Source organism: Bordetella holmesii (assembly GCF_020735985.1).
Lineage (GTDB): Bacteria > Pseudomonadota > Gammaproteobacteria > Burkholderiales > Burkholderiaceae_B > Bordetella > Bordetella holmesii.
Map to the genome: position 1 here is coordinate 938,126 of NZ_CP085973.1, position 25,196 is coordinate 963,321.

16 protein-coding genes, 1 tRNA gene and 2 pseudogenes are annotated in these 25,196 nt (G+C 62.4%); 6 read left to right on the forward strand and 13 right to left on the reverse strand.

Features of this window, described 5'->3' with window-relative positions; translation table 11 throughout:
* Nucleotides 1-61 precede the first annotated feature (61 nt).
* The 3 genes from LK440_RS04420 (at nt 62) to LK440_RS04430 (ending at nt 7,807) form a co-directional block, all read left to right on the forward strand.
* Entirely contained in the window at nt 62-1,063 is a 1,002-nt protein-coding gene (locus tag LK440_RS04420; protein WP_227944778.1) for a TonB-dependent siderophore receptor, read from the forward strand.
* The gene (locus tag LK440_RS04425; RefSeq protein WP_227944821.1) at nt 1,060-2,466 is read left to right on the forward strand and encodes a TonB-dependent siderophore receptor; all 1,407 of its coding nucleotides are present in this window, start codon (nt 1,060-1,062) and stop codon (nt 2,464-2,466) included. Before LK440_RS04420 ends, LK440_RS04425 begins: the two co-directional genes overlap by 4 nt.
* 661 nt (nt 2,467-3,127) lie before the next feature.
* Nucleotides 3,128-7,807 (forward strand): autotransporter outer membrane beta-barrel domain-containing protein, encoded by a 4,680-nt coding sequence (locus tag LK440_RS04430; protein ID WP_005014902.1) that lies wholly within the window; start codon nt 3,128-3,130, stop codon nt 7,805-7,807.
* Nucleotides 7,808-8,047: 240 nt separating this feature from the next.
* On the opposite strand, the pseudogene LK440_RS04435 reads toward LK440_RS04430, so the two are convergent.
* The 9 genes and pseudogenes from LK440_RS04435 to LK440_RS04475 form a co-directional block, all read right to left on the reverse strand.
* Nucleotides 8,048-8,612: pseudogene (locus tag LK440_RS04435) on the reverse strand (HpcH/HpaI aldolase/citrate lyase family protein); the annotation flags it as partial.
* 3 nt (nt 8,613-8,615) lie between these two features.
* Nucleotides 8,616-9,413, reverse strand: coding sequence for a GntR family transcriptional regulator (locus LK440_RS04440; protein ID WP_005014899.1), 798 nt, complete (start codon nt 9,411-9,413; stop codon nt 8,616-8,618).
* Complete coding sequence (locus LK440_RS04445; protein WP_005014898.1) at nt 9,410-10,630, reverse strand: CaiB/BaiF CoA transferase family protein; 1,221 nt, start codon at nt 10,628-10,630, stop codon at nt 9,410-9,412. Before LK440_RS04445 ends, LK440_RS04440 begins: the two co-directional genes overlap by 4 nt.
* Nucleotides 10,627-11,799, reverse strand: coding sequence for an acyl-CoA dehydrogenase family protein (locus LK440_RS04450; RefSeq protein ID WP_005019767.1), 1,173 nt, complete (start codon nt 11,797-11,799; stop codon nt 10,627-10,629). Before LK440_RS04450 ends, LK440_RS04445 begins: the two co-directional genes overlap by 4 nt.
* Complete coding sequence (locus tag LK440_RS04455) at nt 11,796-13,211, reverse strand: MmgE/PrpD family protein (RefSeq protein ID WP_017685857.1); 1,416 nt, start codon at nt 13,209-13,211, stop codon at nt 11,796-11,798. The genes LK440_RS04450 and LK440_RS04455 overlap by 4 nt, the downstream gene beginning before the upstream one ends.
* Before the next feature lie 5 nt (nt 13,212-13,216).
* On the reverse strand, nt 13,217-14,197 hold the full coding sequence (locus LK440_RS04460) for a Bug family tripartite tricarboxylate transporter substrate binding protein (RefSeq protein WP_005014894.1): 981 nt from the start codon (nt 14,195-14,197) through the stop codon (nt 13,217-13,219).
* Between the two features lie 23 nt (nt 14,198-14,220).
* Nucleotides 14,221-14,730: a MaoC family dehydratase gene (locus tag LK440_RS04465; protein ID WP_005014891.1), complete on the reverse strand. Its 510-nt coding sequence runs from the start codon at nt 14,728-14,730 to the stop codon at nt 14,221-14,223.
* Between the two features lie 146 nt (nt 14,731-14,876).
* A complete protein-coding gene (mnmH, locus tag LK440_RS04470; protein ID WP_005014890.1) occupies nt 14,877-15,983 on the reverse strand; it encodes a tRNA 2-selenouridine(34) synthase MnmH in 1,107 nt (368 codons plus the stop codon).
* Nucleotides 15,984-16,029: 46 nt separating this feature from the next.
* Nucleotides 16,030-18,609, reverse strand: a complete 2,580-nt coding sequence (locus LK440_RS04475) for a sensor domain-containing protein (RefSeq protein WP_005014889.1) — start codon at nt 18,607-18,609, stop codon at nt 16,030-16,032.
* A 331-nt stretch (nt 18,610-18,940) separates the two neighbouring features.
* Here LK440_RS04475 and LK440_RS04480 point away from each other — a divergent pair, with 331 nt between their 5' ends.
* On the forward strand, nt 18,941-20,323 hold the full coding sequence (locus tag LK440_RS04480; protein ID WP_227944779.1) for a hypothetical protein: 1,383 nt from the start codon (nt 18,941-18,943) through the stop codon (nt 20,321-20,323).
* Nucleotides 20,324-20,342: 19 nt separating this feature from the next.
* Here LK440_RS04480 and LK440_RS04485 read toward each other — a convergent pair whose 3' ends face one another.
* A complete protein-coding gene (locus tag LK440_RS04485) occupies nt 20,343-20,897 on the reverse strand; it encodes a hypothetical protein (RefSeq protein ID WP_005014885.1) in 555 nt (184 codons plus the stop codon).
* Between the two features lie 265 nt (nt 20,898-21,162).
* Between LK440_RS04485 and LK440_RS04490 the strand changes: the two genes are divergently transcribed.
* On the forward strand, nt 21,163-21,684 hold the full coding sequence (locus LK440_RS04490; RefSeq protein WP_005014883.1) for a DUF4142 domain-containing protein: 522 nt from the start codon (nt 21,163-21,165) through the stop codon (nt 21,682-21,684).
* A 224-nt stretch (nt 21,685-21,908) separates the two neighbouring features.
* Here the strand turns inward: LK440_RS04490 and LK440_RS04495 are convergent, their stop codons facing one another.
* The 3 genes and pseudogenes from LK440_RS04495 to LK440_RS04505 all read right to left on the reverse strand — a co-directional run bounded on the left by LK440_RS04495 (nt 21,909) and on the right by LK440_RS04505 (nt 24,945).
* Nucleotides 21,909-22,508 (reverse strand): hypothetical protein, encoded by a 600-nt coding sequence (locus LK440_RS04495; RefSeq protein ID WP_005014882.1) that lies wholly within the window; start codon nt 22,506-22,508, stop codon nt 21,909-21,911.
* A 93-nt stretch (nt 22,509-22,601) separates the two neighbouring features.
* On the reverse strand, nt 22,602-23,888 hold the full coding sequence (locus LK440_RS04500; RefSeq protein WP_005014880.1) for a phospholipase A: 1,287 nt from the start codon (nt 23,886-23,888) through the stop codon (nt 22,602-22,604).
* A 105-nt stretch (nt 23,889-23,993) separates the two neighbouring features.
* A pseudogene (locus LK440_RS04505) lies at nt 23,994-24,945 on the reverse strand (IS481-like element IS481 family transposase).
* A 166-nt stretch (nt 24,946-25,111) separates the two neighbouring features.
* Between LK440_RS04505 and LK440_RS04510 the strand changes: the two are divergent.
* Nucleotides 25,112-25,188: transfer RNA gene (locus LK440_RS04510), tRNA-Arg, on the forward strand.
* Nucleotides 25,189-25,196 lie beyond the last annotated feature (8 nt).

Here is a 25,196-nt window from a genome sequence, read left to right on the forward strand (position 1 = left end):
ACTTTTCGGGTCTCGCGGCACATATCTCCATATCGCTGTGCGCAACGTATCGGAGATCCTCATGCGCGTGTTACCTGTTCCTTCCGCCCTGAGCTTGGTGGTGGCCCTAGCGGCCGTCAGCCTGTCTCAGCCCGTTCATGCCCAGTCATCGGCGCCGCTGGCATTTGCACTGCCTGCCGCGAGCCTGGACACCACGCTGACGGAAATCGCGCGGCTGGGCAAGATCGTCGTGTCCTATGACCCGCAGTTGGTGCGCGGCCTGCACGCACCCGCGGTGCGCGGCGTGTACACCGTCGACGCGGCGTTGCGCGCAGCCTTGGCCGGTAGCGGATTGGAGCCTGCGCGAGTGGCCGATGGCACGCTGACCCTGCGGCGCGTGGATGTACAGGCAACGACCCTGGCGCCCGTTGCCGTCTCGGCGCAGGCACGGACGGACTCTAGCGGCAGCTATGTGGTACCGGCCAGTAGCAGTGCGACCCGCCTGCTGCTGTCGCAACGTGAAACGCCGCAATCGGTCACGGTGGTGACGCGTCAGCGCATGGATGACCAGGCCATGCAGAACCTCGATGATGTGTTGCAGGCCACCACCGGCATTTCGGTCATCCAGAACGGATCGGAGCGCTCGGTCTATCAGGCACGCGGGCAGTTGGTCGACAATCTGCAGATCGATGGCTTGGCTACCAATATCAGCAATGCCTACTCGTTCGATGCCATCAACAAGCCCACCACCGAAATCTACGATCGGGTCGAGGTGGTGCGCGGCGCCACGGGTTTGCTTGAAGGCGCCGGGAACCCGGCCGCAGCCATTAACCTGATCCGCAAGCGGCCTGGCATGGAAAGCCAGGGGATCGTGACCGTCTCCGCAGGTTCCTGGGACGATTATCGGACAATGCTGGATGTCTCTTCGCCCTTGAACGCGTCCAAGACTTTGCGTGGCCGCGCCGTGATGGCCTACACCAATGCGGGTAGTTTCATCGATCATATGCGGGCAAGGAGAATCAGCTTTTCTACGGCATTCTGGAAGGCGATGTCACGCCGGCGACCACCGTCACCGCGGGCCTGAGCTACCAGAAGGATCGCAACCAGGGCTACGACTGGTCCGGCCTGCCTACGCGCGCCGACGGTTCCTTCTACCCGATGACACGCAAGACTTCCCTGGTCGGCAGGTGGAACTATCTGGACAAGCGCAATATCAATCTGTTCGCCGATATCAAGCATGAGCTGGACAATGGCTGGAAACTGACGCTGGCTGGCAACTGGCTGTCTGCCAAGTCTGATTTTCTGGGCAATTACACGCAACGCACCACCGGCGATCTGTTCACCCTGAATCCGCGCTTGTTTCAGTATGATGACACGCAATGGGGGCTGGATGCTTATGCATCGGGTCCCTTCCAGTTGCTGGGGCGTCAGCACGAGCTGGTCATCGGCGCGTCGACGCGCAAGGACGACTTCAGTTACCACGGCGGACGTGACGTCAGTTACCGCTATCTGGTTGATATGAACAACCTCGGGGCTTTTGACCCGCCGGCGCCGACCGGCCTGGATGCGGATATGTGGCATTACAACATCACGCAGAAACAGCAAGGCATTTATACCGCCGGGCGCTTCAGCCTGGCGCAAGGCACGACCTTGGTCGTCGGCGCGCGCATGAGCTGGTTCGATTTCGACCGATATGCCCAGACGACGGTGCGTACCGAAAGCCGTTATAAGCAGAGCGGAAAAATCACGCCTTATGCGGGTGTGGTGCAGGATCTGAATGAGGACATTTCTGCCTACGCGAGCTACACCGAGATCTTCAAACCGCAGGAAAACATCGGCGTGGACAATGAAGTGCTCAAGCCGATGACTGGGCAGAATTATGAAGTTGGCTTGAAAGGGGAGTTTCTGGAGAAACGGATCAATGCCGCACTGGCGGTTTTCCAAACGGACCAGAAAGGCCGGGCGGACTTGATCGAGAACAGTAATCTGTGCCCGCCTGGGGTTTTCTATTGCTATAGGGCTGCGGAGAAAGTGCGCAATCGGGGCGTAGATTTTGAGATCAACGGTGCGCTCACTCCGGCCTGGCATGTGAGTTTCGGGTATACCTACACACAGTCGAAATATGCCCAGGGCCCGCAGTCAGGGCAGGCGTTTGCCACGACCTACCCGCGGCATTTGTTGAAAGTGTCCACCGATTACCGCTTGCCCCAGCGCTGGAATCAACTGCGCATTGGCGGTTCGGTGTATGCGCAGAGCGGCATTTACAACGTCAGCGGCGCCAATGAGGACGAGTATCGTATTTCGCAGTCGCCTTATGCCCTGATTGGATTGCACGCGATCTATGAGGTCAATAAGAACCTGACGGTGCAGTTCAACGTAGATAACCTGTTCGACAGGGAATACTACCAATCCGTTGGTAATCCGAATTACTGGAGTTTCCAGGGCCAGCCGCGCACGTTCCGCCTGGCGCTGCGGGCTACCTTCTAGCCAGCAGGCCATCAAAACAATACCTCCGCTGGCATAAGGCTGCGGCCACTTCAGGTGCGGTCACGGTAGGGCCGCTTGGGCAGAAACCGCTTCTGTTCAGGCGGCCGCTGTAGTCCGTTGAGGTGCGACTGAGCGCAGGTATTTGCGCATCCATACCATATGGGCGGGCGCCAGGCACTTTGCGGTGTCGCGGCGGCCAAGGCGCGGTGCTGCTTCCGTGGATACCTGAGCCTGCCTGCCTCCTGCCGCGAAAAATGCGCGGGGCAGGCGCAGCGTCATGCGTAATATCTGTATCAGTTGCTATTTATTATTCGGTATGTGCCGATTTTGCAACATATAAATAATAGTAGCTCTCATCGCGGGTTAACTGCTAGGCTAAATCGCTCAGCGCGTTGCTAACGGATACTGGCAGTGCCACGACAACCTCATGGCAGTTGAGTGGTTAACGCAAGCGGCAGCGTCAAAGAAATTTTGGTTGTCTCACACACAATGGCTGTACAGGCGGTAACCACGGAGGTGAGTTATGCGTTCCAGTCTAGGCCGATTTACTCCTGCCCGCAGAGCCTTAATAGCGGCGCTGGTCTCCAGCCCCCTCATCATTGCAAGAACCGAAGCGTTCGCCGCTGCCTTTACTTGGGACCTGCCCGGGTCAGGCGACTGGATGACGCCAGGAAACTGGACGCCGGTCGGCCCGCCCGATGGCAGCGGCAATGTGGTGGTCGACAACGGGGGCACTGCGGTGTTGGCTCCCGGTTCCGGGACGTATGGGGGCAGCACCATCAATCTGGGCAGCACCAGAGGCACGGGCGCTTTGGTGGTCACCGGCGCGACGCTCACTACCGGCGGGTTATCGATCGGCGACAACAACACGGGAAGCCTGACGCTCAATAATGCGACCGTGTCCGCAGGGTATTACAACGTCATCGACATCGGGCTGGGCGGAAATGGCAACGGCCTTGTGACGATCAATGGCGGATCGCTGATATCCAATCAGTACCTGAATGTGGGCAGCACGGGTAAGGGCACGCTGATCCTCAATAGCGGACAGGTGCAGGCGGGCACCAACTGGTCGGTGAGAATCGGCGAACAGGCCGGGTCCAACGGACATGTCATCGTCAACGGGGGGGTGTTTCGGGGCAGCGTTGGTCTGGACAACTTCGTCGTGGGCAGATCCGGCGTGGGCCTGCTGGAAGTCCACAACAATGGCATCGTCAACACGTCGTGGACCTTTGTGGGCGGCGAGTACCGCGACGGCAACACCCCGACGTCGTCGGGCGGCACGGGCACCATCATTCTGAATGACGATGCGCTGCTGACCAGTGCCGATGGCATCGTCATCGGCGGACAGGGCAGCAAGGGCGATGTCACCGCCAACGACCGCTCGAGGATAACCAGTAGTGTCGACATCTACGTGGGGTATGGCGGACCGGGCACGCTCACGTTGAACGGCGCCCAGGCCAGCGCCACCGGTAGTTATTACGTGGGTTATACCGGGCAGGGTGTTCTCACCCTCGATGGCGGACGTGCCTCCGGAGCGCGGGCCATCATCGGCTCACAGGGCGGATCCACAGGCACGCTGCGTATCACCAACGGGGGAGTGTTTACGATTGATGGCGGTACGGTGGGCAGTGCGACCAATGCCGTCGGGAGCGCCCTGGTTTCCGGGGCGGGTTCCGAATGGCGGGTTAACGGGATACTTTATTTTGGCGGCAACGGGCAGGGCACACTGACGCTGCAAAATGGCGGCAAGGCCACCGTGACCTCCGATATTTCCTTGGGCCCGGGGGCCGGCAAGGGGGTGGTGAATATCGGCTCCGCGGCAGGGCAGGCGCCCGTCGCGCCGGGCACCGTGGACGGGCCGTCCGTGGTCTTTGGTCCGGGCACGGCTGAGTTGAATTTCAACCACACGTCCGCCAATTATGTCTTCTCTCCGGCGCTCAACAGTAGTGCGGCGGGCACGCAAAGCGTCAGTAATTACGCCGGGAAGACCACCTTGACGGGGGGCAACGCCAATTATCAAGGGAGAGTCAATGTATACGGCGGTGAACTCGCCGTGGATGCGGCCGCGACCACGAGTACCCAGAACCTGGGTACGGGAGGCATATTCATCGACCGCAATGGGTTGCTGACGCTCAACACCACCGGTGCCTTGGTCTTCACCAACGTGCTGACTGGAACGGGCACATTGCAGGCTAGCAATGGCGGGCAGAGTTTCAGTTTCGGCGCAGGCGTGGGCTCGGCTTATGCCGGTGCGGTGAAGTTAGGCCAGAACCGGTTTGAGCTCGGCGACGCCTCCGGCGCCAACGCCAATACCGCCGCGCTGACCAACGCCACCCTGGTGCTGCAGGCCGGCAACACGACCGACGTGGGGCAGGGGTCCCAAGCGATTGGCGGATTGATCATCGATGGCGGCACACTCAACTTCGATGTCACCACACCTTCCGCCTCCGTTTCCAATAGCACGATCGACACCAGTGGTTTGCTGCATGCCGGTCGCGTGGGTAATGTGGGCATCGTGTTGCCACCTGGTGTCGATATCAAGAACTACACCCCGACGGCCCCCGGCACCGCACATTTGTTCGACCAGCAAAAAGGTATCGGTGGGGTCGATATCAAGCTCGTCAATAGCCTGGGCTCCTTAAGTGGCACAGGGGCGAACCTGGTCTTGGTCGACCAGAGCAGCAATGTCATCACCGATGCGCAAGTGGCCAATCTCTTACAGGGGGGCGTGCTGGCTGCGGAGGCGACCTACGACTATCGTTTGCACACCGGCCGGCAAGATGACGGGCTCTACGCCGGTTATGGCTTGACCCAGTTGAATCTGATAGGGACGGGCGCCGATGCGCTGCTGCTGAACCTGTCGGGCGCCTCGGGCTTGGTCAACAATCTGGACGTCAAGGTGACCGGGGTGGGCGACCTCGCGGTGGACGCCCTGTCCGGGCGTTTTAACGTCATTTCATTGTCCGGCACGCACAACGATTACACCGGCGTGACCGATGTACGCACGGGCACGCTGCTCATGGCCAACCCCAATGTGCTTGGCAAGACCGCCGAGCTGTTGGTGCAAGGCGGCGCCATCGCGGACTTGGCGGGCTACAACCAAAGTGTGGGCAAGTTGACGACGTCGGCGGGTTCGGCGGTCCATCTCGATGGCGCGACCTTGACCGTCACGGATGCTCAGCGCCAGGCCGGTGACACGTCTGGCGGCTATCTGGCCAGCAATACGCTGTTTGGGCCTGGGCAATTGGTCATCGATCCTTCGGTGTTGGCCATCGACGGCCAGCAGAGTGGATTTGCCGGTTCGGTGACGGTCACGGGCGGATCCACGGTCGTGCTCAATACGGCCGACGCCCTGGATACGGCCGTGGGAACTCAGGGCGTGGCCGGGATTGGCGTCAATCTGGTGACCGCGGCGGATCGACTGGTGTTTGGCGATCTGTCGCAACGCACCAGTTCGGCCGTTACCGGTTTTCAGAATGGGGCGACCACGCTGATGATCGCCGGTGCCGGACAGGTACAGGTGATGGATAAGGCGGATGTGACCTTTCTGAAGGACATGACCTATACCGGAGGCACCACGATAGGCGCGGCCAGCCGGCTGCAACTGGGCAATGGCGGCACCACGGGTTCCATTATCGGCAATGTGGCCAATAGCGGGACCCTGGCCTTTAACCGTGCCGATGACATCACGTTTGCCGGCGTGATCTCCGGCAGTGGCGGCGTGACCCAGGATGGCGCAGGCACTACCATGCTATCGGGGGCCAATACCTATCGAGAAGCCAGGCAGATCAAGCAGGGCGTGTTGGCGGCTGGCGCGGCCAACGTATTCAGTCCCAACTCAGCCGTCACGGTGGGGGCGGCCGGCATGATGAAGCTCCTGGGCCTGCCCCAGACGGTGGGCGGCATGAACAACGCCGGGGTGGTGGATCTGGGCGGCGCGCCTGGCACCGTGCTGACCGTAAGCAACAACTATGCGTCCAATGGCGGGTCGTTGCTGACCCGAGTGGCGCTGGGCAACGACAGCTCCGTGGCCGATAAAGTCGTGGCCGGCAGCGTGACGGTCGACTCGGGCGGCGCTACGCGAGTGTTCGTCAGCAATGCGGGTGGACTAGGTGCGCTGACAGCGAACGACGGCATCGAACTCGTGCATGTGACCGGGGGAGCGGCCGCATCGGCGGTGGACGCCTTTGTCCTCGGGTCGGCCGTCAAGGCAGGCGCTTATGAGTACCAATTGGTTCAGCATGGCGTGCGGGATGCCAATGGCAACTGGTATCTGCGCTCTTCGCTGGATGTTCCGGTCGATCCGGTCGACCCGGTTATCCCGACAGACCCCTATCGGCCGGAAGTGCCGGTGTATATGAGCTCTCCGGGCTTGGCCAGCCGCTTTGGGCTGGCCATGCTGGGTACTTGCGATGACCGATCCGGCGCCTACGTCGACGCCATGACCACAAATTGTGGTGACGCGGGAGCAGGCAAAGCCGTATGGGGCAGGCTGTTCGGTCAGAGAGGCAACACGGATTTTGCCGGTTCAGGTTTTGCGGACAGGCTCGAAGCTTTCGCCAGCAAAGGACCCGCCTACCATTACACCTTGAGCGGATTTCAGACCGGGGTGGATTTGTACCGCAGCCTGGATGACAACAACGCGGGCAATATCGCAGGCGTTTATTTCGGGGCGGGGCAGGCACAGGCCAAGGTCGATCAGGCCAATGGCGGCCGTGTCGGCCGCGTCGATATGGACGCGTACTCCGCAGGCGCCTACTTCACGCGCCGCGCCAGTACCGGCTGGTATGTCGATGTGGTTGCGCAGGCTACCCGGTATGGCAGGATCAAAGCCAAGTCCGATGATGGCGAGCGCCTGCGCTCCGACGGCTGGGGCTATGTAGGCTCGCTGGAAACCGGTTATCCGATTGCCTTGAGCGAAAAATTCTCCTTCATTCCGCAGGCGCAGCTGATTTATCAGCATGTGTCCTTGACGGGAGGCAGTGACAGCTTCGGGAGCGTGGATTACCGGCCGAGCAATGCGCTGTATGGCCGGGTCGGTGGTAAGTTGAGCATGGATCTGTCCTCGCGCCCTGACCGCAATCTGAGCGCGTTTGCCCGGGCCAATCTGTGGCAGGACTTCGGCGCGAAGGCGAAAACCGAGTTCAATACTCTCGACGGCCAGAACCCGGTGCTGCTCAAAACCAAGCTGGGGGGCAGTTGGGCGCAGGTCGGCGCGGGCATCACGGGCCAGGTCGGCAAGAGCACCAGCCTTTATACCTCCATCGACTACAACTTTCCCATAGACAGCGGCAAGGGGTCGGGCATCGGAGCGATGGTGGGATTCAAATACCAGTGGTGAGTCCTGTGGGCCGGGCCGCATCCTGCGGCCTGGGCACAGCCGCCGCCTGGGCTTCATCCACGATGGCTTGCGCCAGCTTGGCGATGGGCTTGTCAACCAGCTTGCCGTCGACGGCCACCGCGCCCAGGTCACTTCGGCTTCGCTGGGCGCAAAGCCCTGATTGACCACCTCGACCTGCTTGGGGTGAATGCAGAGTTTGGCGCCCATGCCCCAACGTTTGGAGCGTCGCACCTCATCTTCCAGGCGGACGGCATCATCGGTGGCCAGCGATACCCCATCGATGGGCGGCAGCAGGCCGGCATGACGCGAATGCAATACCAAGTGGGTTCGCACCGCGTCGAGTTCCGGGCCGTCGCCCTGTATGCCCGAGTCGGCCATGAAATCAAAAGAGCCAAAGGCCAGCCGCTCGACGCGCGGGGCAGCCGCCAGCTCGGCCAGGTTGAACCATCCAGCTACGGATTCGACCAGCGGGAGGATGCGCTGTTTGGCCGCTGAGCAGGCGAGCGAGGCTTTCCAGGTCCGAGCGCGCCTGGGCTTTGGGTAGCATTACGCGGCTGACTGCCGGCCAGGCCAGCAAGGCGCGGTCGGCCTCATGCCAGGGGGTGTCCGCCGGATTGATGCGCAGGCAAACCCGGGCAGCCGTGTCGCGCAGCCACATGCCCACCGCCTCGCGCGCGGCATCCTTGCGTTGCGGAGTGACCGCGTCTTCGAGGTCGATGATGACCTGGTGCGCGCCGCTATGCACGGTTTTGTCGAAGCGCTCGGGACGATCTCCCGGCACGAAAAGAAAACTGCGATCTGTCATGAGTCAGCGATCCTTCATGCCCACGCCCCATTCGCGGCGCAGGATGGTGCTGTAACTGAAGCGGTCGGCCGGGTGGATGCTGGTGGCCAACTCGACGAGCTGGTTGCGCCGGTTGCGATATTTGCGGGTGACCAGCAGGGCGGCGGTGTGCGGCTGGGCATTGAGGGCGAGCGCGTCGGCATTGGTGAGCACGATGGCGCGGATCTCCTGTTCCACGGCGGCGATCACTTCGCCGAAATGCTGCTCGATCTGCGCATGCACGGCGCCCTTGAGTGGGCCATGCATGCCTTGGATGGAGCGAAACGCCGGATGTATCCAGATTTCGGTCGTGCAGATAGGCTCTTGCGGATTGCCGGCATGTCGCCGGCCACGCAGATGCAGCCAGGTCTCGCCAGCGGTGGCGTGCAGCGCGCGCGCGCGCTCCGCGTCGATCTCCACCGTCTCGCGCGCCTCGATGACCAGGGTGGTCTCCGATGCATATTGGTAGAGATCGCTGACATCGGCCACGCTTTGCCGGTAGCCGGACGATACGGTCCGTGCGCAGACCGTCGTGCCGATGCGCGGCTGACGCACCACCAGACCTAGCTCCACCAGCCGCTTGACCGCCTCGCGGGCCGTCGAGCGGCTCACGCCGAACTGCTCGCACAGCACGTACTCGGTGGGCAATTGCGAACCGACGGGGTACTGGCCGCTCTCGATCTCGCTCAGCAGCGTTTGCGCCAGCTGCATATAGCGCGGTTGGCTGGTCTTCAGCGCCGGGTTAGGTGCGAAAAGAGAGGCGGGAGCGGCGTCGGAGGTCATATTACAGAGCGTTGGCGAAGCTGATCGATATTCTCCGCATCGTAGCCGAGTTCCCGCAGAAGTTCGTCAGTATGAGCCCCCATGGACGGCGCCGGATTCACAGGGTGAGGGCCGGCGCGCACGGGCGAGGCGACCATGCGAACATCGCCTTCGGGATGCGCGAAGTCCAACACCCGCTCTTGCTCTCTGACAAAGTCGCTGTCGAGCGCCTGCTGCACGTCATAGACCGGAGCCGCAGGAACCTTGCCTGCGAAGCGGCGCATCCACTCCGCGGTGTCCTCCTGTTGCAGGACGGCGTCAAGCTCCTCGGTCAGGCGCTCGCGATTGGCCAGACGGTCCTTGAATGTCTTGTAGTGCGGCGCCGAGATCCATTCCGGTTTGCCGATGCACTCGGCCAGTACGCCGAAGAATTTTTCCTTGTTGCACATGAGAAAAATCCACCCATCGCGGGTTTTGTACAACTGGCTCGGGGTCAGCGAGGGATGGCCGGAGCGCGGTTCGCGGCCGATGGCTTTGCCGGCATTCAGGTACCAGGTCGCCACATAGGCCAGGTTGTGCAGTGCGACGTCGAACAGACTGACGTCGATGTCGCGTCCCTGGCCGCTGGCACGCGCGCCCAGGACACCGGCCAGCAGCCCCATGGCGGCCGTGGTGCCCGTCATCAGATCGATGATGGACAGGCCCATGCGCGCCGGGGGGCCGTCCGGTTCACCGGTCAGGGAGAGATAGCCCGCCTCGGCCTGCATGAGATAGTCGTAGCTGGGCCAGGCCGCGCGCGAACCGCTGCGGCCATAGGCCGACAGATGGCCGCAGACCAGTTGCGGATTCACGTCTTTGAGCTGTTCATAGGTCAGCCCCAGCTTGCCCGGTAGATCGCCGCGCAGGTTGTTGAACACCACGTCAGCACCGGCGGCCAGCTCGCGCAGCACCTTCTTGCCTTCGGGCAGCTTGAGGTCCAGGGTGATGCTTTTCTTGTTGCGATTGAAGGACTGGTAAAAATGGCTGTCCCCTGGCCCGAAATAGTACGGGCCGACCGAGCGGCCCACATCGCCGCCATCGCGCGGGTTCTCGATCTTGATGACTTCGGCGCCCAGATCAGCCAGATGCTGGGTGCCGAAAGGGCCGGCGCCGTACTGCTCGACGGCGATGATGCGCAGACCGGCCAGGGGCAGGCCTGCCTGCGGCAGGAAAGACGAGGGTTCGCTGGCGGCGCTCATGCCGGGTTCCTTTCGATCAATTGCTTGGCGATGATGATGCGTTGCAGTTCGTTGGTGCCTTCACCGATGAGCAGCAGCGGCGCGTCACGGTACAGACGCTCGACGTTGTATTCCTTGGAGTAGCCATAGCCGCCGAAGATGCGCATGGCTTCAAGCGCGTTTTCCTGTCCGGCCTCGGTAGCGAAGTATTTGGCCATGCCGGCCTCCATGTCGCAGCGCTCGCCGCGGTCAAACGCGGCGGCCGCCGCATACACGAGCAGTCGCGCGGCCTGGGTTCGGGTGGCCATCTCGCCCAGTTTCAGCTGGATGGCCTGATGCTCGGCGATGGGCTTGCCGAAGGTCTTTCTGACCTGCGCATAGGCCACGGCTTCGTCCAGCGCCACCTGCGCCACGCCCAGGCCCCGTGCGGCCACATTGATGCGGCCGAGCTCCAGGCCGCCGAGGACCTGTTGCAGGCCCTTGCCTTCGATGCCGCCGACCAGGCGATCGGCGGGCACGCGATAGTCTTCGAACGTCAATGCGCAGGTGTCGATGCCTTTGTAGCCGAGCTTCTCCAACTTCTTGCTGACAATGAAGCCGGGGCCTTTCTCGGCGATGAGCAGGCTCATGCCTTTGTGGCGCGGCTCGGCCTGCGGATCGGTCTTGACCAGCAGCGCCAGGCAGTTGCCATACATGCTATTGGTGATCCACATTTTGCTGCCATTGACCACGTAGGTGTCGCCTTCACGGCGCGCCACCGTGCGGATGGCCTGCAGGTCGGTGCCGGCGTCGGGTTCGGTCAGCCCGACGCCGCCGCGCAGCTCACCGGTGGCAAAGCGGGGCAGGAACTCCTGCTTCTGGGCCGGCGTGCCGGACCGCTGCACGGCCATCGCCATGATGAGATGCGAATTGATGATGCCCGAGATGGACATCCATACCGCTGACATGCGTTCGATGATCTTGGCATAGGTCGTCGTCGACAGGCCCAGCCCGCCATACTCAGGATCGATGATGCAGCCGAACAGGCCCATTTCCTTCATCTTCTCGACGATCTCTTCGGGGTAGATATCGTCGTGTTCGAGACGTTGGACATGCGGCTTGACCTCAACCGCCAGAAAGCGATCCAGCATGTCCAGGATCAGGCCCTCCTGCTCCGCGTCCTGTTGGGGGGCCAGCGATTGCGACGTCATTGACGATTCTCCATACGGGCTTGCACGCCCAACAGTTCGGACAGCGCGGCGGCGCTGCCGTGTTCGATGTTCAGGACAGCGTTGAGCACACGATCGGCATGCTTGCGGTCGACCGCGCGCGAGGCGTTCTCATAGAACTTCACGACGATGTCTTCATTGGTGATCGGGCGGCCCGGCGCGCCCCGGTTGATGGGTTCGGCATGCGAGAGCACGCGGCCATCGGTCAATTCGATATGGACCTCGCCACCGAAGTAGCGCGGAAAGTCCGCCTGCGGATCGGGCACGCACTCCACCAGCGCGGCCAACTGCAGGGGTTGCGGATCCTGCCAGGCTGCCGGATCGAGCGCATCGAGCGTGAATCGCCCGAAGCGCAGGCCGGTCGCCACGGAGTAGGGCACGCTGAACTGCGCCTCGTAGGCATTGGAGGGCCGCAGTTTCTTGTCGCGCGGTTCGCAGACGGCTTTCATGGCGCCGGGCGGCACCTTGGCCACGATGCGCCGGATCGGCGCGCCATCCCAGGTTTTGGACAACAGCCCGGCCGCATCGGCGAAGGCATGCGTGAAGTGGCAGGCGGGCACCGGTTTGATGGCGACATTCAGCGTTTCCCAGACTTCGCCCAGGCCTGCCGTGACCATGCCCAGATCGCACTTCTCGTACAGTGCGCCGAGGTGGCTGGGGTACAGACCGAAACGGCCCTCATACGCCGCGCCTGGCCCCACGAAGCCATGTTTGGCCAGGGTGGCCGCCGTGATGCCGGCCGCGGCGGCCCAACCGGGATGCAGCCGTTTGGTCCAGGCGCCATCCTCCAGGCATTCCAGGCTGCCGGAGGCGACCGACAGCGCGATACCCTGCGCGTCGATGGTGCGTGCGGTGTCCAGGCGCAGCAGCCGGGCTGCCGCCAGCGTGCAGCCGAACGCGCCTATCAACCCGGTCGGATGAAACCCGACCTGGTGGAAACCGCCCTTGGCGGCCGCGCCCAGGCGAGTGGCTGTTTCCATGCCGAGGACATAGGCATTGAGCAGGTCCCGGCCCGACGCATTCAGGCGCGTGGACAGCCCCAATACGGCGGGAAGCACGGAGGTCGTGGCATGAATGACCCCGCTGGGGTGCGTGTCGTCATAGTCCAGCCCGTGAACGAGCAGGGCGTTCATGATGACCGCGTCGCGCATGGGCAGTTTCTGGCCATGGCCAATGACGGGTTGGTCGCCGCCGGGGCCGGCCAGTTCGCGCAGACCGGCCAGGGTCTGGCGTGCGAAGTCCCATTGCGTCGAAGCCAGCGCGATGCCCAGGGCGTCGAGCATGAGATGGGTGGCGCGCAGGCGGACCTCGGCCGGAATGTGGTCGATATCGGCGTGCACGGCATGGTGCGCCAGTTGCGCCGACAGGCGCGTCGTCGTGTCGGATGTCGTCATCAGGATCAGTCCACCTTGGCGCCAGCGAGGTTCACCGCGATGGCCCACTTGTCGATTTCGGATTGGATATAGCTGCGAAACTCCGCCGGCGGCATCACCACGGCCTCCGCGCCCAGACCGTTGAGCACGCGCCCGACTTCCGGCGCTGTGGTCCAGTTCTTGGCCAAGGCCTGATAGATCTTGTCGATGACGGGCTGGGGAGTGCCTTTGGGGGTGGCCAGACCGACCCAGGCGGGCGCCACGAAATGGCCCAGGCCCGCTTCTTCCATGGTCGGGATCTCGGGCGCGGCGGGATTGCGTTTTTCGCTGGCGACGGCCAGCACGCGCAGTTTGCCGTTGCGCGCATAGGGCAGAAGGACGGCACCGGTGTCGATCATGGCGCTGACCTGGCCGCCGATGAGGTCGGTGGCCGCTGCGGGGCTGCCTTTATAGGGCACATGTACCAAGTCCATGCCTTGCTCGTACTTGAGCAACTCCATGGTGAGGTGGCTGGTCACGCCGCTGCCGCCCGAACCGTAATTGAGTTTGCCTGGCGAAGCTTTGGCGAGTTTGACAAAGTCGGCGGCCGTCTCGGCCTTGACGGACGGATTGACCACCAGGAACAAGGGTACGACCGAAAGCAGCGAGATGGGCTCGAAGTCCTTGAGCGGATGGTAGGGCAGATGCGAGTACAGGCTGGGATTGATCGCCATGGTGCCGCTGGAGCCCACCACCAGGGTGTATCCGTCCGGATCGGCCTTGGCGACCAGATCAGAGCCGATGCTGCCCGCCGCGCCGGGTTTGTTCTCGACGATGACGGGTTTACCCAGCGCATCCTGAATCTGTTTGGCAGCAATACGGGCGACGATGTCTGTTGCTTGCCCGGGCGGAAAACCCACGATCATGCGTATCGGGCGCTCAGGGTACTCAGCCTGCGCCGGCAGGCTGGCTGCGCAGGCGGCAACAAGCGCCAGGGCGACGTGCCAGGGGGGGGAAAGTAATCTCATTGCTTGTCTCCTCTTGTGCTTTTTTAGATTTGGTCGTCGACGCCATGCCCGCGTTTGGGAACGAGCGACATACGCAAAAACTCCATGACCATCACCCCGTTCTGATTGAAGGCGCGTGTGCGCGTGGTGACGATGCCCTGAGTGGGACGGCTTTTGGATGGCCGCACCTCCAGCACTTCAGACTCGGCATACAAGGTGTCTCCGCCGAACACCGGCGCGGTAAGCTTGATTTCCTTCCAGCCCAGATTGGCCACGGCCTTGGCGCTGACGTCGTTGACGGTCATGCCCAGCACCACCGCCAGCGATAATCCGCTGTTGACCAGCAGGCGGCCGAACTCGCTTTTGGCCGCGTAGTTCGCATCGCAATGCATGGGATGGGCGTTCATGGTCATCAACGAGAACTGGATGTTGTCGTTGTCCGTGATGGTGCGGCCCGGGCGATGTTCATACACGTCGCCAGGCTGGAACTCTTCGAGATAACGGCCGTAGGAAGCCCGGTAACGTTGAGGGCCGACTTCGATAGCTGACTGCATGAAACATCCTCCTCACTTATTTGTATGTATTGATCATTTGTTCGTACAAATAAGTGTAGGCGGATTGGATCTGGAAAGTATTGGGGTTTACCAGTAACCGGACTCGCCTGCGCTGCGGCCAGGCGTGGGTACGCGCGCCAGCAGGCTCAGCGCTGCCGCGACCTGTCGTGTGCCAGATAGTCCAGGACCGCGCGCTCGTCACCGGCAAAAACGATGCGGTCCTGCTTGGCCTTGCGTTGATAGCTGTACATGGGATCGTAGTACTGGGTCAGCAACGCGGTAATCCAGGCCCGATGCGCTTGAATGTCACCGCTGGCGGCCTGCCGAGTCAGTGCAGCATTCATCAAAGCGGCGATTTGCTGATAGCGCAGGCCTCCCAAGCGCTTGCGAATGGCGGCCAGGCTGTCTTGCAGACGCTGGGCAAAGGCGATATAGCCTTGCTCTTGACCGTCGCGCTGCACGAAATCGGCGCAGAGATCGATGACGTAGTCGCGCAGGATGCGCTCGACGCGATGGGTCAGACTGTCTTCGAGCCAGACCAGGGGGCTGACCTGCATCAGGCGGTACAGGTCTGGGGGCAAACTGCAGCTTCCGATGGCTTGCCCTTCGTCTTCGACCAGGAAGGTTTCGTGGCCCAGATGGCGCTTGCGCAGCACGTCTATGGCCAGGGCGTTGTCAAAGCCGACCTGCACCGGCTGGGGCTGAACCCGTTTGCCGAAGCTCGAGCCCCGATGGCAGGCATGGTGCTCGAGGTCGAGTGCGTAGGCAAGCGTGCGCAGGACATCAGTTTTGCCAGTGCCGGTCATGCCTCCGAGAACCATAACGCGGCATTCATGCAGGGCGCTTTGCAGGGTGGCAAGCAGAAAACCTCGCATGGCTTTGTAGCCGCTGGCCACCCGGGGATACGCCACACCTGCCTCGCTGCTGAGCCAGCTCTGCACGATCTGCGAGCGCAGTCCGCCGCGAAAACAATAAAGATAGCCGTCGGGATGCGCCTGGGCGAATGTCAACCACGCTTGAATACGCGCTTGCTTGAGCGCCCCGCTGACCAGCCGGTGGCCAAGCGCGATGGCGGCCTGCTGGCCGTGTTGCTTGTAGCAGGTTCCGACCATTTCGCGCTGCCTATCGTCCATCAGCGGGAGATTGACCGCGCCGGGAAAAGCGCCTTTGGCGAACTCAATGGGCGCGCGCACGTCCAGCAACGGGACATCGGCGAGAAACAACTCTCGATAGGTCTGGCAATCCTGGCGCATGACGACTTCCGGACAAGCGGGGCCACATTCTACGGACGCCGTCGGGCTAGCGGCCAGTCCGCGGCAATGGCAGTACCGAGGGGAGGTCGCGAGCGAACCACGCCTCGAGCTCACTGGCCGGCAGGGGGCGAGAAAAAAGGTGTCCCTGCGCCACCGGATACCCTTGCTGATGCAGCAGGGCGTTCTGCCTGCTGGTCTCCACACCTTCGGCCACGACGGTCAGGTGCAGGCTCTCGCCTATGCCGAGAATGGCCGCACTCAGCGCGCTGGCCGCCGCATCGTGATCGAGGTCGGCCACGAAACTGCGGTCCAACTTGAGTTCGGATACCGGCAGGCGCCGCAGATAGCTCAGGCTGGAGTAACCGGTACCAAAGTCGTCCATCGACAGCCGTATGCCCAAGGCATGCACCTGACTGATGGTTTGCATGGTGCTGGGGTGGGTGTCCAGCAGGATGCTTTCGGTCAGCTCCAGCGTCAGGTCTGCAGGTGCCAGCCCATGCCGACGCAACGTCTCGCAGATCAGGCGCGGCAGTTCCGGGTTGTGAAAGCTCGTGGGCGACAGGTTGACCGACACGGCGGGCACCGTCAGACCCTTGCTGCGCCACCCGGCTAATTGACGGCAGGCGGAACGCACGGCCCACAGCCCCAGATCGGCGATCAGGCCACACTCTTCTGCCAGGGGGATGAATCGCGAGGGGGGAATGTCGCCCAGCGTCGGGTGCGTCCAGCGCGCCAGGGCTTCGACGCCATACAGGGTGCCGGAGGCCAGCGCGATCTGGGGCTGATAGTCCAGGCGCAACAAGCCTTTTTTCAAGGCATGACGTAAATCGTTCTCCAGCGCCAGGCGCTCTTGGGCCAGGCGGTTCATCTCCGTGCTGAAAAAACTGAAACCACCACGCCCGGCTGCCTTGGCCTCGTGCATGGCCAGGTCAGCACGTTGCAGCAGCGTCTCCATGTCCCGGCCATCGGCGGGAAACAATGCAAGCCCCACGCAAGCCGAGACCGACAGATCGGTGTTGGCCAGCCGCAGGGGCCGTGCCAGTTCGCCTTGCAGATGTTCGACCACGTCGGCGGCACGGTCTGTCCCGGTATTCGACAGGACGACGACGAAATCATCGCCAGACAACCGTCCCATCAGATCGTTGGGCCGAAATTTGGCACGCATGCGCTCGGCCGCGGCACGCAGCAACTCGTCGCCCGCGACATGGCCCAGGGTGTCGTTGATCTGCTTGAATCGGTCCAGATCGATAAACAGCACAGCCAGCGGCGTCCTGTTGCGCGCGGCCGCGGCGATGGCTTGTTCGGCTTTGGCCAGCAGGAGATTGCGGTTGGGTATACCCGTCAGGTCATCGTAGAACGCCAGCTGGCGGATACGCTCGCGCGCATGCTCGCGCTCCAGCGCGAGCGCACACAAGTGCGTGCAGGCGTCGACCAGGCTTTGATGAAAGGCCTGCGCGGCAGCGTTGCGTGGATGGCGATAGTAAAACGCGAAATAGCCCACGACGGCGTTTTCGCTGCTGCGGATGGGTGTGGCGGCGCAGCCGGTAAATCCCTCCGGCAGTACCATGCCCAGGCAGTTGGAACACAGCAGTTCGATGGCATTGCCTGCGACGCTGCTGCCTTGCTGAGGCAACGGTGGCTCCAGGCCCGACGCGCAACCAGAACCTATCGATGTACTCTGCAACTCTTGGCAGAAGTGGGCAGGCAGGCTCGGCGCGGCCAGTGTCCGCAGGCCAGCCTCATGGTCCAGCTCAAGGATGATAGTGGCAATCTCGGGAGCAATACGTTCGACCTCCTTGCAGACGAGTTCAAGGACATCACTGAGCGCCTGTTCATGCACCATGGCCTCGAGAACCTGTTGTTGCAAGGCTTCATGCAGTTTCGCGTGCGTGATGTCCGTGAACATCGTGACGATATGGGTGATCTCGCCCTGACTGCCGAAGATGGGGTTGGTGATGATCTTGGCCCAGTAGCGCTGACCCTGTTTGCCGACGACGATTTCCTCGAGCTGCGACGACACTCCTTTGAGCAACTGCTTGTGGCGTGCCTGGGCGTAGGCGCTTCCCAGGTGCGGAGTGAGCAATTCAACGGTATGCCGGCCAATCACTTCCTCGGCACTCCAGCCAAACATGCGCGTGAAGCCGGCGTTTGCATAGATGAATCGCGTGTCGTTGTCGGCCATGATGACCGCGGTGTCGGATGCATCCGCGGCAAGCGTGAGGCGTTGCACGTTCGCGTACTGCGCCTGTTCCTGCCTTACCTGCTCGGTAATGTCGGTGGCGGCCTTGAGAATGTGTTGGATATTGCCCGATGCATCGTAGACGGGCGTATAGGTGGCTTGCAGCCAGCAAATTCTGGCGTCTCGTCCTATCTGTTCTTCTTTGACCGAGCACGCCTCGCCGGCGAGCAGCCCTGGCCAGAAATCGGACTCGCCCGTCACTCTCGAGCAGAAGCTGTTGCGGTGCCTGCCGAGCACCTCCTGGCGCGGCAGCCCCAGGATGGAGAGATAGAGATCATTGGCTCGTTGCAGCCGACCGTCGAGGCTGTATTCGGCTAACGCCATCAGCCGGTTCAGCGCCTCCAGTTGCGCCATGGGCCGATCGACAGGCTCGCTTTGCTTGAACATCCCCACCTTCTCGCAATGGCTTGCGGCGTCACATACCGCGGGTCAGGGGCTGGTGCCCCAACAGTTGCTGCGGGTAGTTGTCAGGGAGCGCGTCCGGATGTGCTTCGAGACGCCAGTGCCGACACGGCAAAGCGTGTTTGCTTTATAGAATGACGGACGGCGCTGCCCGCTCTGACTTTAAATCTTCTTTCGGGAATGTCAAACGAATTCTTTTCAACCCCATGCAAGCTTTTTTGACGCTGCCGGCGTCTTTCAAAAGGCAAGTTGCTTGGCGCTGCGTCTAACCTACAGTAAGCTCGCCCGGGGCGATAGTGGTTAAGACAGTGGTCAGATGAGCAGACTATCGGGCGCGATGCTGCTGCGCCGTTACGAACAACGCAGAAAGACGCGCTGGCTCAGACTCTGGCGCGATAGTCTTTTCACCAAGGATCCGGCCGGCGCCCGCCTGGCCATACCGCTTGCTGCCTGCCTGGTTTATCTGTTTGCCGAATGTGCGCTGAGTGCGTGGCTCATCGAGCTCTGCGCGGTGGACGCTTACGAAGCGGCGTCGTCGACCGTGTGTATCGTCGGGCGCACCCTCAGCGCGTGCGCGATCGTGTTGGTGGTCTGGCCTATGTTGCGCGTCCACACGCGTCGCAATCGGGCGCTGCTGGTCTCGTGTGTGCTGGTGGCAGGTTTGGCGTGGGCCGGCACGGGCATCGAGCGGGCTGTCCTCGCCCAATGGGTCGAGGATTCGAGTGCGCAATCGCGCGTCGCGGCGCTGACAAGCATGCCGCGGCGCTCCAGTCTGCCTGACGACGAGCCGGAGTCCATCTCGCTGGCGGCTCGATGGCCGAACGGGATGCCCGTTTCCGTCTCGGGCAAAACCGTGGCCGCCATGATTGGTTTTTTGGTGAAATCCGATCCCATGCCGCCCGATGAGGCCGGATTGGAGCAGGCCTATCAACGCTATGTGAACAGCCAGTTCACCATCCGTGACCGCTTTCTGGCTTACCGTGACCCGGATGCCTTCAGACATCAGGCCATGGGCCGCTGGCAAGAGAAGGGGCATGTTTCGATGACCGCTTCACGCGGGGAGCAAACGGCATTTGCCGCGAGAGGGCAAACAGTACTGCAGCAGCAGGCGCACATCGACGGCTTACCGTCTGGCCTGAGTCTGGGGCAGTTCGCCGCCCACCCCCTGGTTCAGGAAAGCTGGCGGACCTTGTTGGGCTATCCGCCAGGCAGCCCGCCTCTTTCCTTGACGCCCCTCGGGCGCGAGAACTTCGCGCTCTATTACTTTCGGCCTTTTCTGTCTGCCCATGCCGTCCAGGCAGCGGGGCGCAGCACCTTGGCCCCTCAGCGTTACGTAAATGGTGCCGAGCACGAGGCTCAGGGTCGACGGGCTTACGAGAGGATGGTGGCGCCCATTCTCGGCCTGGCCCTGTCGCTATTGGGCATGCTCACGCAGTTGTGCCGCGCAGGGCTGTTACTCATCCAGTATGCCAGCGGGTGGCGGTTTCGCCGCGTGGGATTCGAGTTGGCCGCGCTCGCGGCAGGGGTGTGGCTCATCTGTCTGGCGGCCAGTTGTCTGCCGCTCCCGCTGACTGCCGAGCCTCCTTATGCATTATGGTCAGCATCCGAAGGCGCAGGCAGCCGCTGGCTCGATGGCCTGATGCGTCTGGAGGTCATTGGCTATCCGTTGTTTGATCTGGTCTTTCACCTGCTGCCGTGATGCATGTCCGCGCATGACCTCATGGTGGGTTGTGATCGGCAAAACCCAGATGTTGCAATAGCGGCCATAAGTCCGGATAGGCATCCGTCCAGCGCAACTCCACGCTGGCTTGCAGCGGGGATGTCATGCGCTGTATGCCAACGGCACGCGCCTGGTCGGCGTCACTGGGCGTGAAGGCGCTGCCCGGAAACGCCATGAGTTGCCCGGTCAGGATGGGTTGTTTGCAGTGGCTGCAGTGGTTGGTCCACACCCCCCGGCGTTTAGGGTCCGGCGCGAAGCCTGGCGTGTAGGGGGTGATGCAGTCCAGGGTGGGCCGGTCCAGCAGACTGACGCCCGACAGAACGGCCCCGCTCGGGTCGCGGTGCCAACCGTCTTCGCGCAGAAGCCAGGCCTGAAAATCGCCGTCCGTCTGCCCCAGTGACTCTGTCTGCTCGTCGTCGCTGTCGTCCGGATCCAATGTTTCATGGGAGGGAGGTACAGCCAGCGCGTGCACCGCCGTGGTCTGTCCGCAGGACGAGCAGGTGCAGTGATTACTCAAAATCAGATAGTAGGGGGCACGCAGATTGTGGGGCATGGCCGTTGGTATGAAAGGGAGCAGGGCTGAGGTGAGGGGGCAGTGATGCAGGTGCGACCGGCAAGGTTGGGCCAGCGGCTGGATTGGCTCGCAGAGAGTGCAACAGTCAGGCGTTGTCGCCAAGCATCAAGAAGCAACAGACCGATGCCGTCTGTGTGCGGCAGCGGAGGACGACTTCGCACGCCAGGCAGGGTATAAAACGAGGACGTATACGATCCACCTGGTCTGGTGGCGCTTATCCAGGCGCCCATGTCATGGAGCAACGATGAATATTCAATCCCTGGTGCGCAACGGGCTGGTGTTGGCGGCCTTGTCTTTGTCCGCGGCATCGTTTGCGCAAGACGCGCTCGGCGAGGCCGACAAGCATTTCCTGGAGCGTGCCATCCAGGGCGGGTATGCGGAGATCGCGGGCGGAAAGTTGGCCGCCGCGAATGCATCGACCCGCAGAGTGAAGCAGTTCGGCGAACTCATGATCACCGACCACGCACGTCTGACCGACGATCTGCTTGCCTTGGCGCGCAAGAAGGGCGTGCAGCCGCCGGAAGACTTGTCGTTTGCGCAAAAGGGCAAGCTGGCTGTCATTGCCGCAGAAGGCGGCAGCGATTTCGACAAAGCCTATGTTGATCAACTGGCCGTGGCGGCACACGAGGACGCGATCAAGCTCTTCCAGCAAACGGAGTCGCAGGGCAAGGACGAGGACGTCAAAGCGTTTCTGGCCAAGGCGCTGCCGGTTTTGCAGCAGCATCTGGATATGGCGCGGACACTGCAAGGCCAGAAAACCCAATAAGTCAGCGCGTGCCGGGTATCGAGGACGCTTGACCTTTATCAAGGCTGGGGCGGGCGGTCCTGACTACCATGGGTTTGTCGCGGCTTGCCCGAACCGGTCGCGACAATTCGCAATAGGAACCTCGAGTTGGCCCTGGAGGCTTGCCTCCAGGGCTCTTTTTTTGCCCGGTCGGCAAGGGGAGGGCGTTTTCGCGATGACCGTCCCGTCACGGGGGGGCACGCGGGTTAGCGCGGCCGCAGCGCCGCGACCTTGGCCGGCATGGACTCAAGCACCCGCTGCACCAGTTGCGCATGGCCCTGTGGGTCATCTTCACGCGAAACGATCTGTACGACCACCAGACGCGGGCCGGAGCCGGCCAACAGGCTTGTGTTCAGGGTAGGCGTGCCCGCGAAACTGCCTTTGGCGTTGATACGCCGAAGGCCCAGCTCGCCGCTGCGCAAGCTGTCTTCATCAATGGGCTGGTAGTCCGCCGACGCCTGCTTCTGTTGGCTGACAAACCCTTGCGCTGCACCATTGAGGAAAACGTGGTCGTCATCTGCGGCGGCCACGCCGCCTGGCGTGGGCGCTTCACTGATCACCACGACCTGGCGTGCATCGTTATTCACAAACAACTGCCCGCTGGCGCCGGCAGTACCCTCTTCGGCGCTGCCGGCAGGCAGCTCGCTGGCGGTAAAGCCGCCCGGCAGTTCGAACTTCAGTTTGCCCTGCAGCAGGCTTACCTCCTGCTGCAGGCTGGCGGGATCGGGCTGGGACTGTTGGGCCTGAGAGCCGATGGCATAAAGGCAAAGGCTCAGGGTCAGGCTGATAAGCAGACGGCGGCGCATGGCGGTCTCCAGAGCGGCGGGCGGCTCACCATGCTACACGGCCCGAACCGTCAGCAACGTGACAAGATCTGTCTTTCGGGGGCGGATCGGATCTTAGGGCACCAAGGACAGACCGATCCGGAACTGCGATTCGTTGCGCTGGTTGTAGCCCAGCAGCGTTTCGCCATATCCGTTGAAATACTGCAGGTGCAGATAGCCATTCATGTCCAGGAAGGTTCGCTTGAGCGGCCAGGCAAAATCCAGCTGGGTGGTACGCCGCTGGTTGTCACCTTGTCGGTACATGGCCGAGACGACCGCGCCGCCGTCCTGTTGCCAGCGGAGTTTCCAATCCACATGGCCGGCATAGGCCGCGTAATCGCTGTTTTCGCTGGCCACGCCGAAGTAGGCGCGCACGCGCGGCGAGAACGACAGCGTGCTGCCGCCATCAAAGCGATAGTAGAGGGCCGGTTCGATATAGGCGTCATTGACTGAGCGCGAGTCATCGCCATCTTTGCCGTTAGAGCGATGTTCCACACCGGTGTTGACGCCCGTACGCCACTTCGCATTGGCCGATGACCACAGGCGATCGTTCTTCCAGAACACGCTGGGATTGAAGGTGGTGTCGATGAAGGGCATCGAATCCCCTTGCAGGTCCCACAACGAGGTCTGGGTGTAGCCGAGGTAAAAGTTTTCGAACCAGCGCGCATCGCGTCCGTCGGCCGGGCTGAAGAGACGGTACTTGGCGCTCAACTGGAAACGGGCTGTCGTGCGGCCGCGCCAACCGATGTCGAAGTACATGGGTTCGTAGGCCGATAACGCGATACGGAAGCTGTCAAAGCCGGAGTTCTGCGTCGTGGCCTGCTGGCGTGCCACGCTTTCTGGCGCCGGCCCGGCTTCGGGCGAAGCGCCCGCGGCCATGACCGCGGCAGCGGGGACTTCCTGTCCGCTATGCGCGTCGGTCACAGGCACATTGGCAGTCTGGCTGACCAGGTTTCCCGCCTCGCGTCCCGTGGCATCCAGTGCCATGAGCGCCGGTTCGCCTTCGATACTGATGGCCTGCAAACCTTGGGCCGATACCGGCACCACGGCCGCCCAGGAAAGACGCGCGAAGTTATTGACCGGCACGCTCAGCGCGGAAGGATTGCCCTTCAGGCGCGCAAATGTGCGCACCACCCGGCCTTGGGGGTCGCGCCATTGCAGCACCAGGCGCGCGGGCGGCTGCCACTGCGCTCGCGTGTTGCCGTCATTGAAATAAATGGCTTCGATGCGCACGGTCTCGCCGGGCGCCGCAGAAGGGCGGTCAAACCGGTAAGTGACGCCGGCGGCAGCGGGCAGGGAGGCGGCCAACAGAACGGCCAGCCCTAGGGCGCGCGTAGCGCCCGAGGCAGTCGCATAGGACATGGTGTGGTCAGGATAATAAGGACGGGGCAATTTAGCATTTTGTCCTATGCCCTGTTTCATCTGCCCGAAGCAGCAAGCGCAACCGCTTGTAAGGCCAAGCGGCGGTTAGCTGTGAACTGTCAATAGGTTGTATTCGTCCAGGTTGAGTCTGGAGATGGGTACAGCGCGCCCGATGCCTTGGTGGGGTCGATGCCAGTTGTAGTGGTGTAGCCAGGATTTCATGGCATCGGCTCGGTGTTGGGAGTTCTGGTAGGTGTGAGCGTAAGCCCACTCACGCAAGGCCGACTGGATGAAGCGTTCGGCCTTGCCATTGGTCTGTGGGCGGTAAGGTCGGGTAAAGCGGTGCTTGATGCCCAGCTCATGGCACAGCGCGGCGAAGGCGCGGCTGCGAAAGGCCGAGCCATTGTCGGTGAGCAAGCGCTGGATGGTCACGCCCAGGCGCTGGTAGTAGGCCACTGCGTCCTTGAGGAACTGGACGGCGCTGGGGAAGCGCTCGTCGGGGTGGATGTCGGTGAAGGCCACGCGGGCGTGGTCATCGATGGCCACGAAGACGAAGTCCCAGCCGGGCCCCCTCAACGGTATCGCGTCGGTTGCCCGTGACCCGGTGGCCAGGGCGCTGGATACGTCCCAGCTTCTTGATGTCGATGTGCAGCAGATCGCCGGGGGCCTGATGCTCGTAGCGCACCACCGGCTCGGCCGGCTCCAGGTCGGCCAGGTGCGACAGACCGGCGCGGGCCAGGACGCGGCTGACGGTGCTGGCTGACACGCCCAGCGCCTGGGCGATGCGCGCTTGGGTCAGCCGCTTGCGGCGCAGCTCCACGATAGCCAGCGCCTTGGCCGGCGCAATCGCTCGGGGCGAGACCGTCGGGCGCGAGGACGCATCGGCCAAGCCCGCCTGGCCCTGAGCCAGGAAGCGGCCCAGCCATTTGCGCACAGTCGGCGCGGTGACCCCATAGGCGCGGGCCGCTTCAGGCACACAAACTTGATGGGCGATCAATTGCTGGACCATTTCGAGTCGACGTAGGAAGGTCAATCGGGCATGCTTATGGGTGTTCATCCGGCCGGGCTCCTTGAGTGAACTGGGGGGTTGGCGATTTCCAGTTTCTCAAATCCGGTTCGGATGAACCATGCATACAACCTATTGAATCTTCACAGTTAGCCGGCCTCGGACGCGTAGGCCCGCACGCCTCAGAGTGGCCGCAACAGGTTACAATCCGGCCGCGCCGCCCTTAGCTCAGTCGGATAGAGCACTCGCCTTCTAAGCGAGCGGTCACACGTTCGAATCGTGTAGGGCGGGCCAATTCCGGC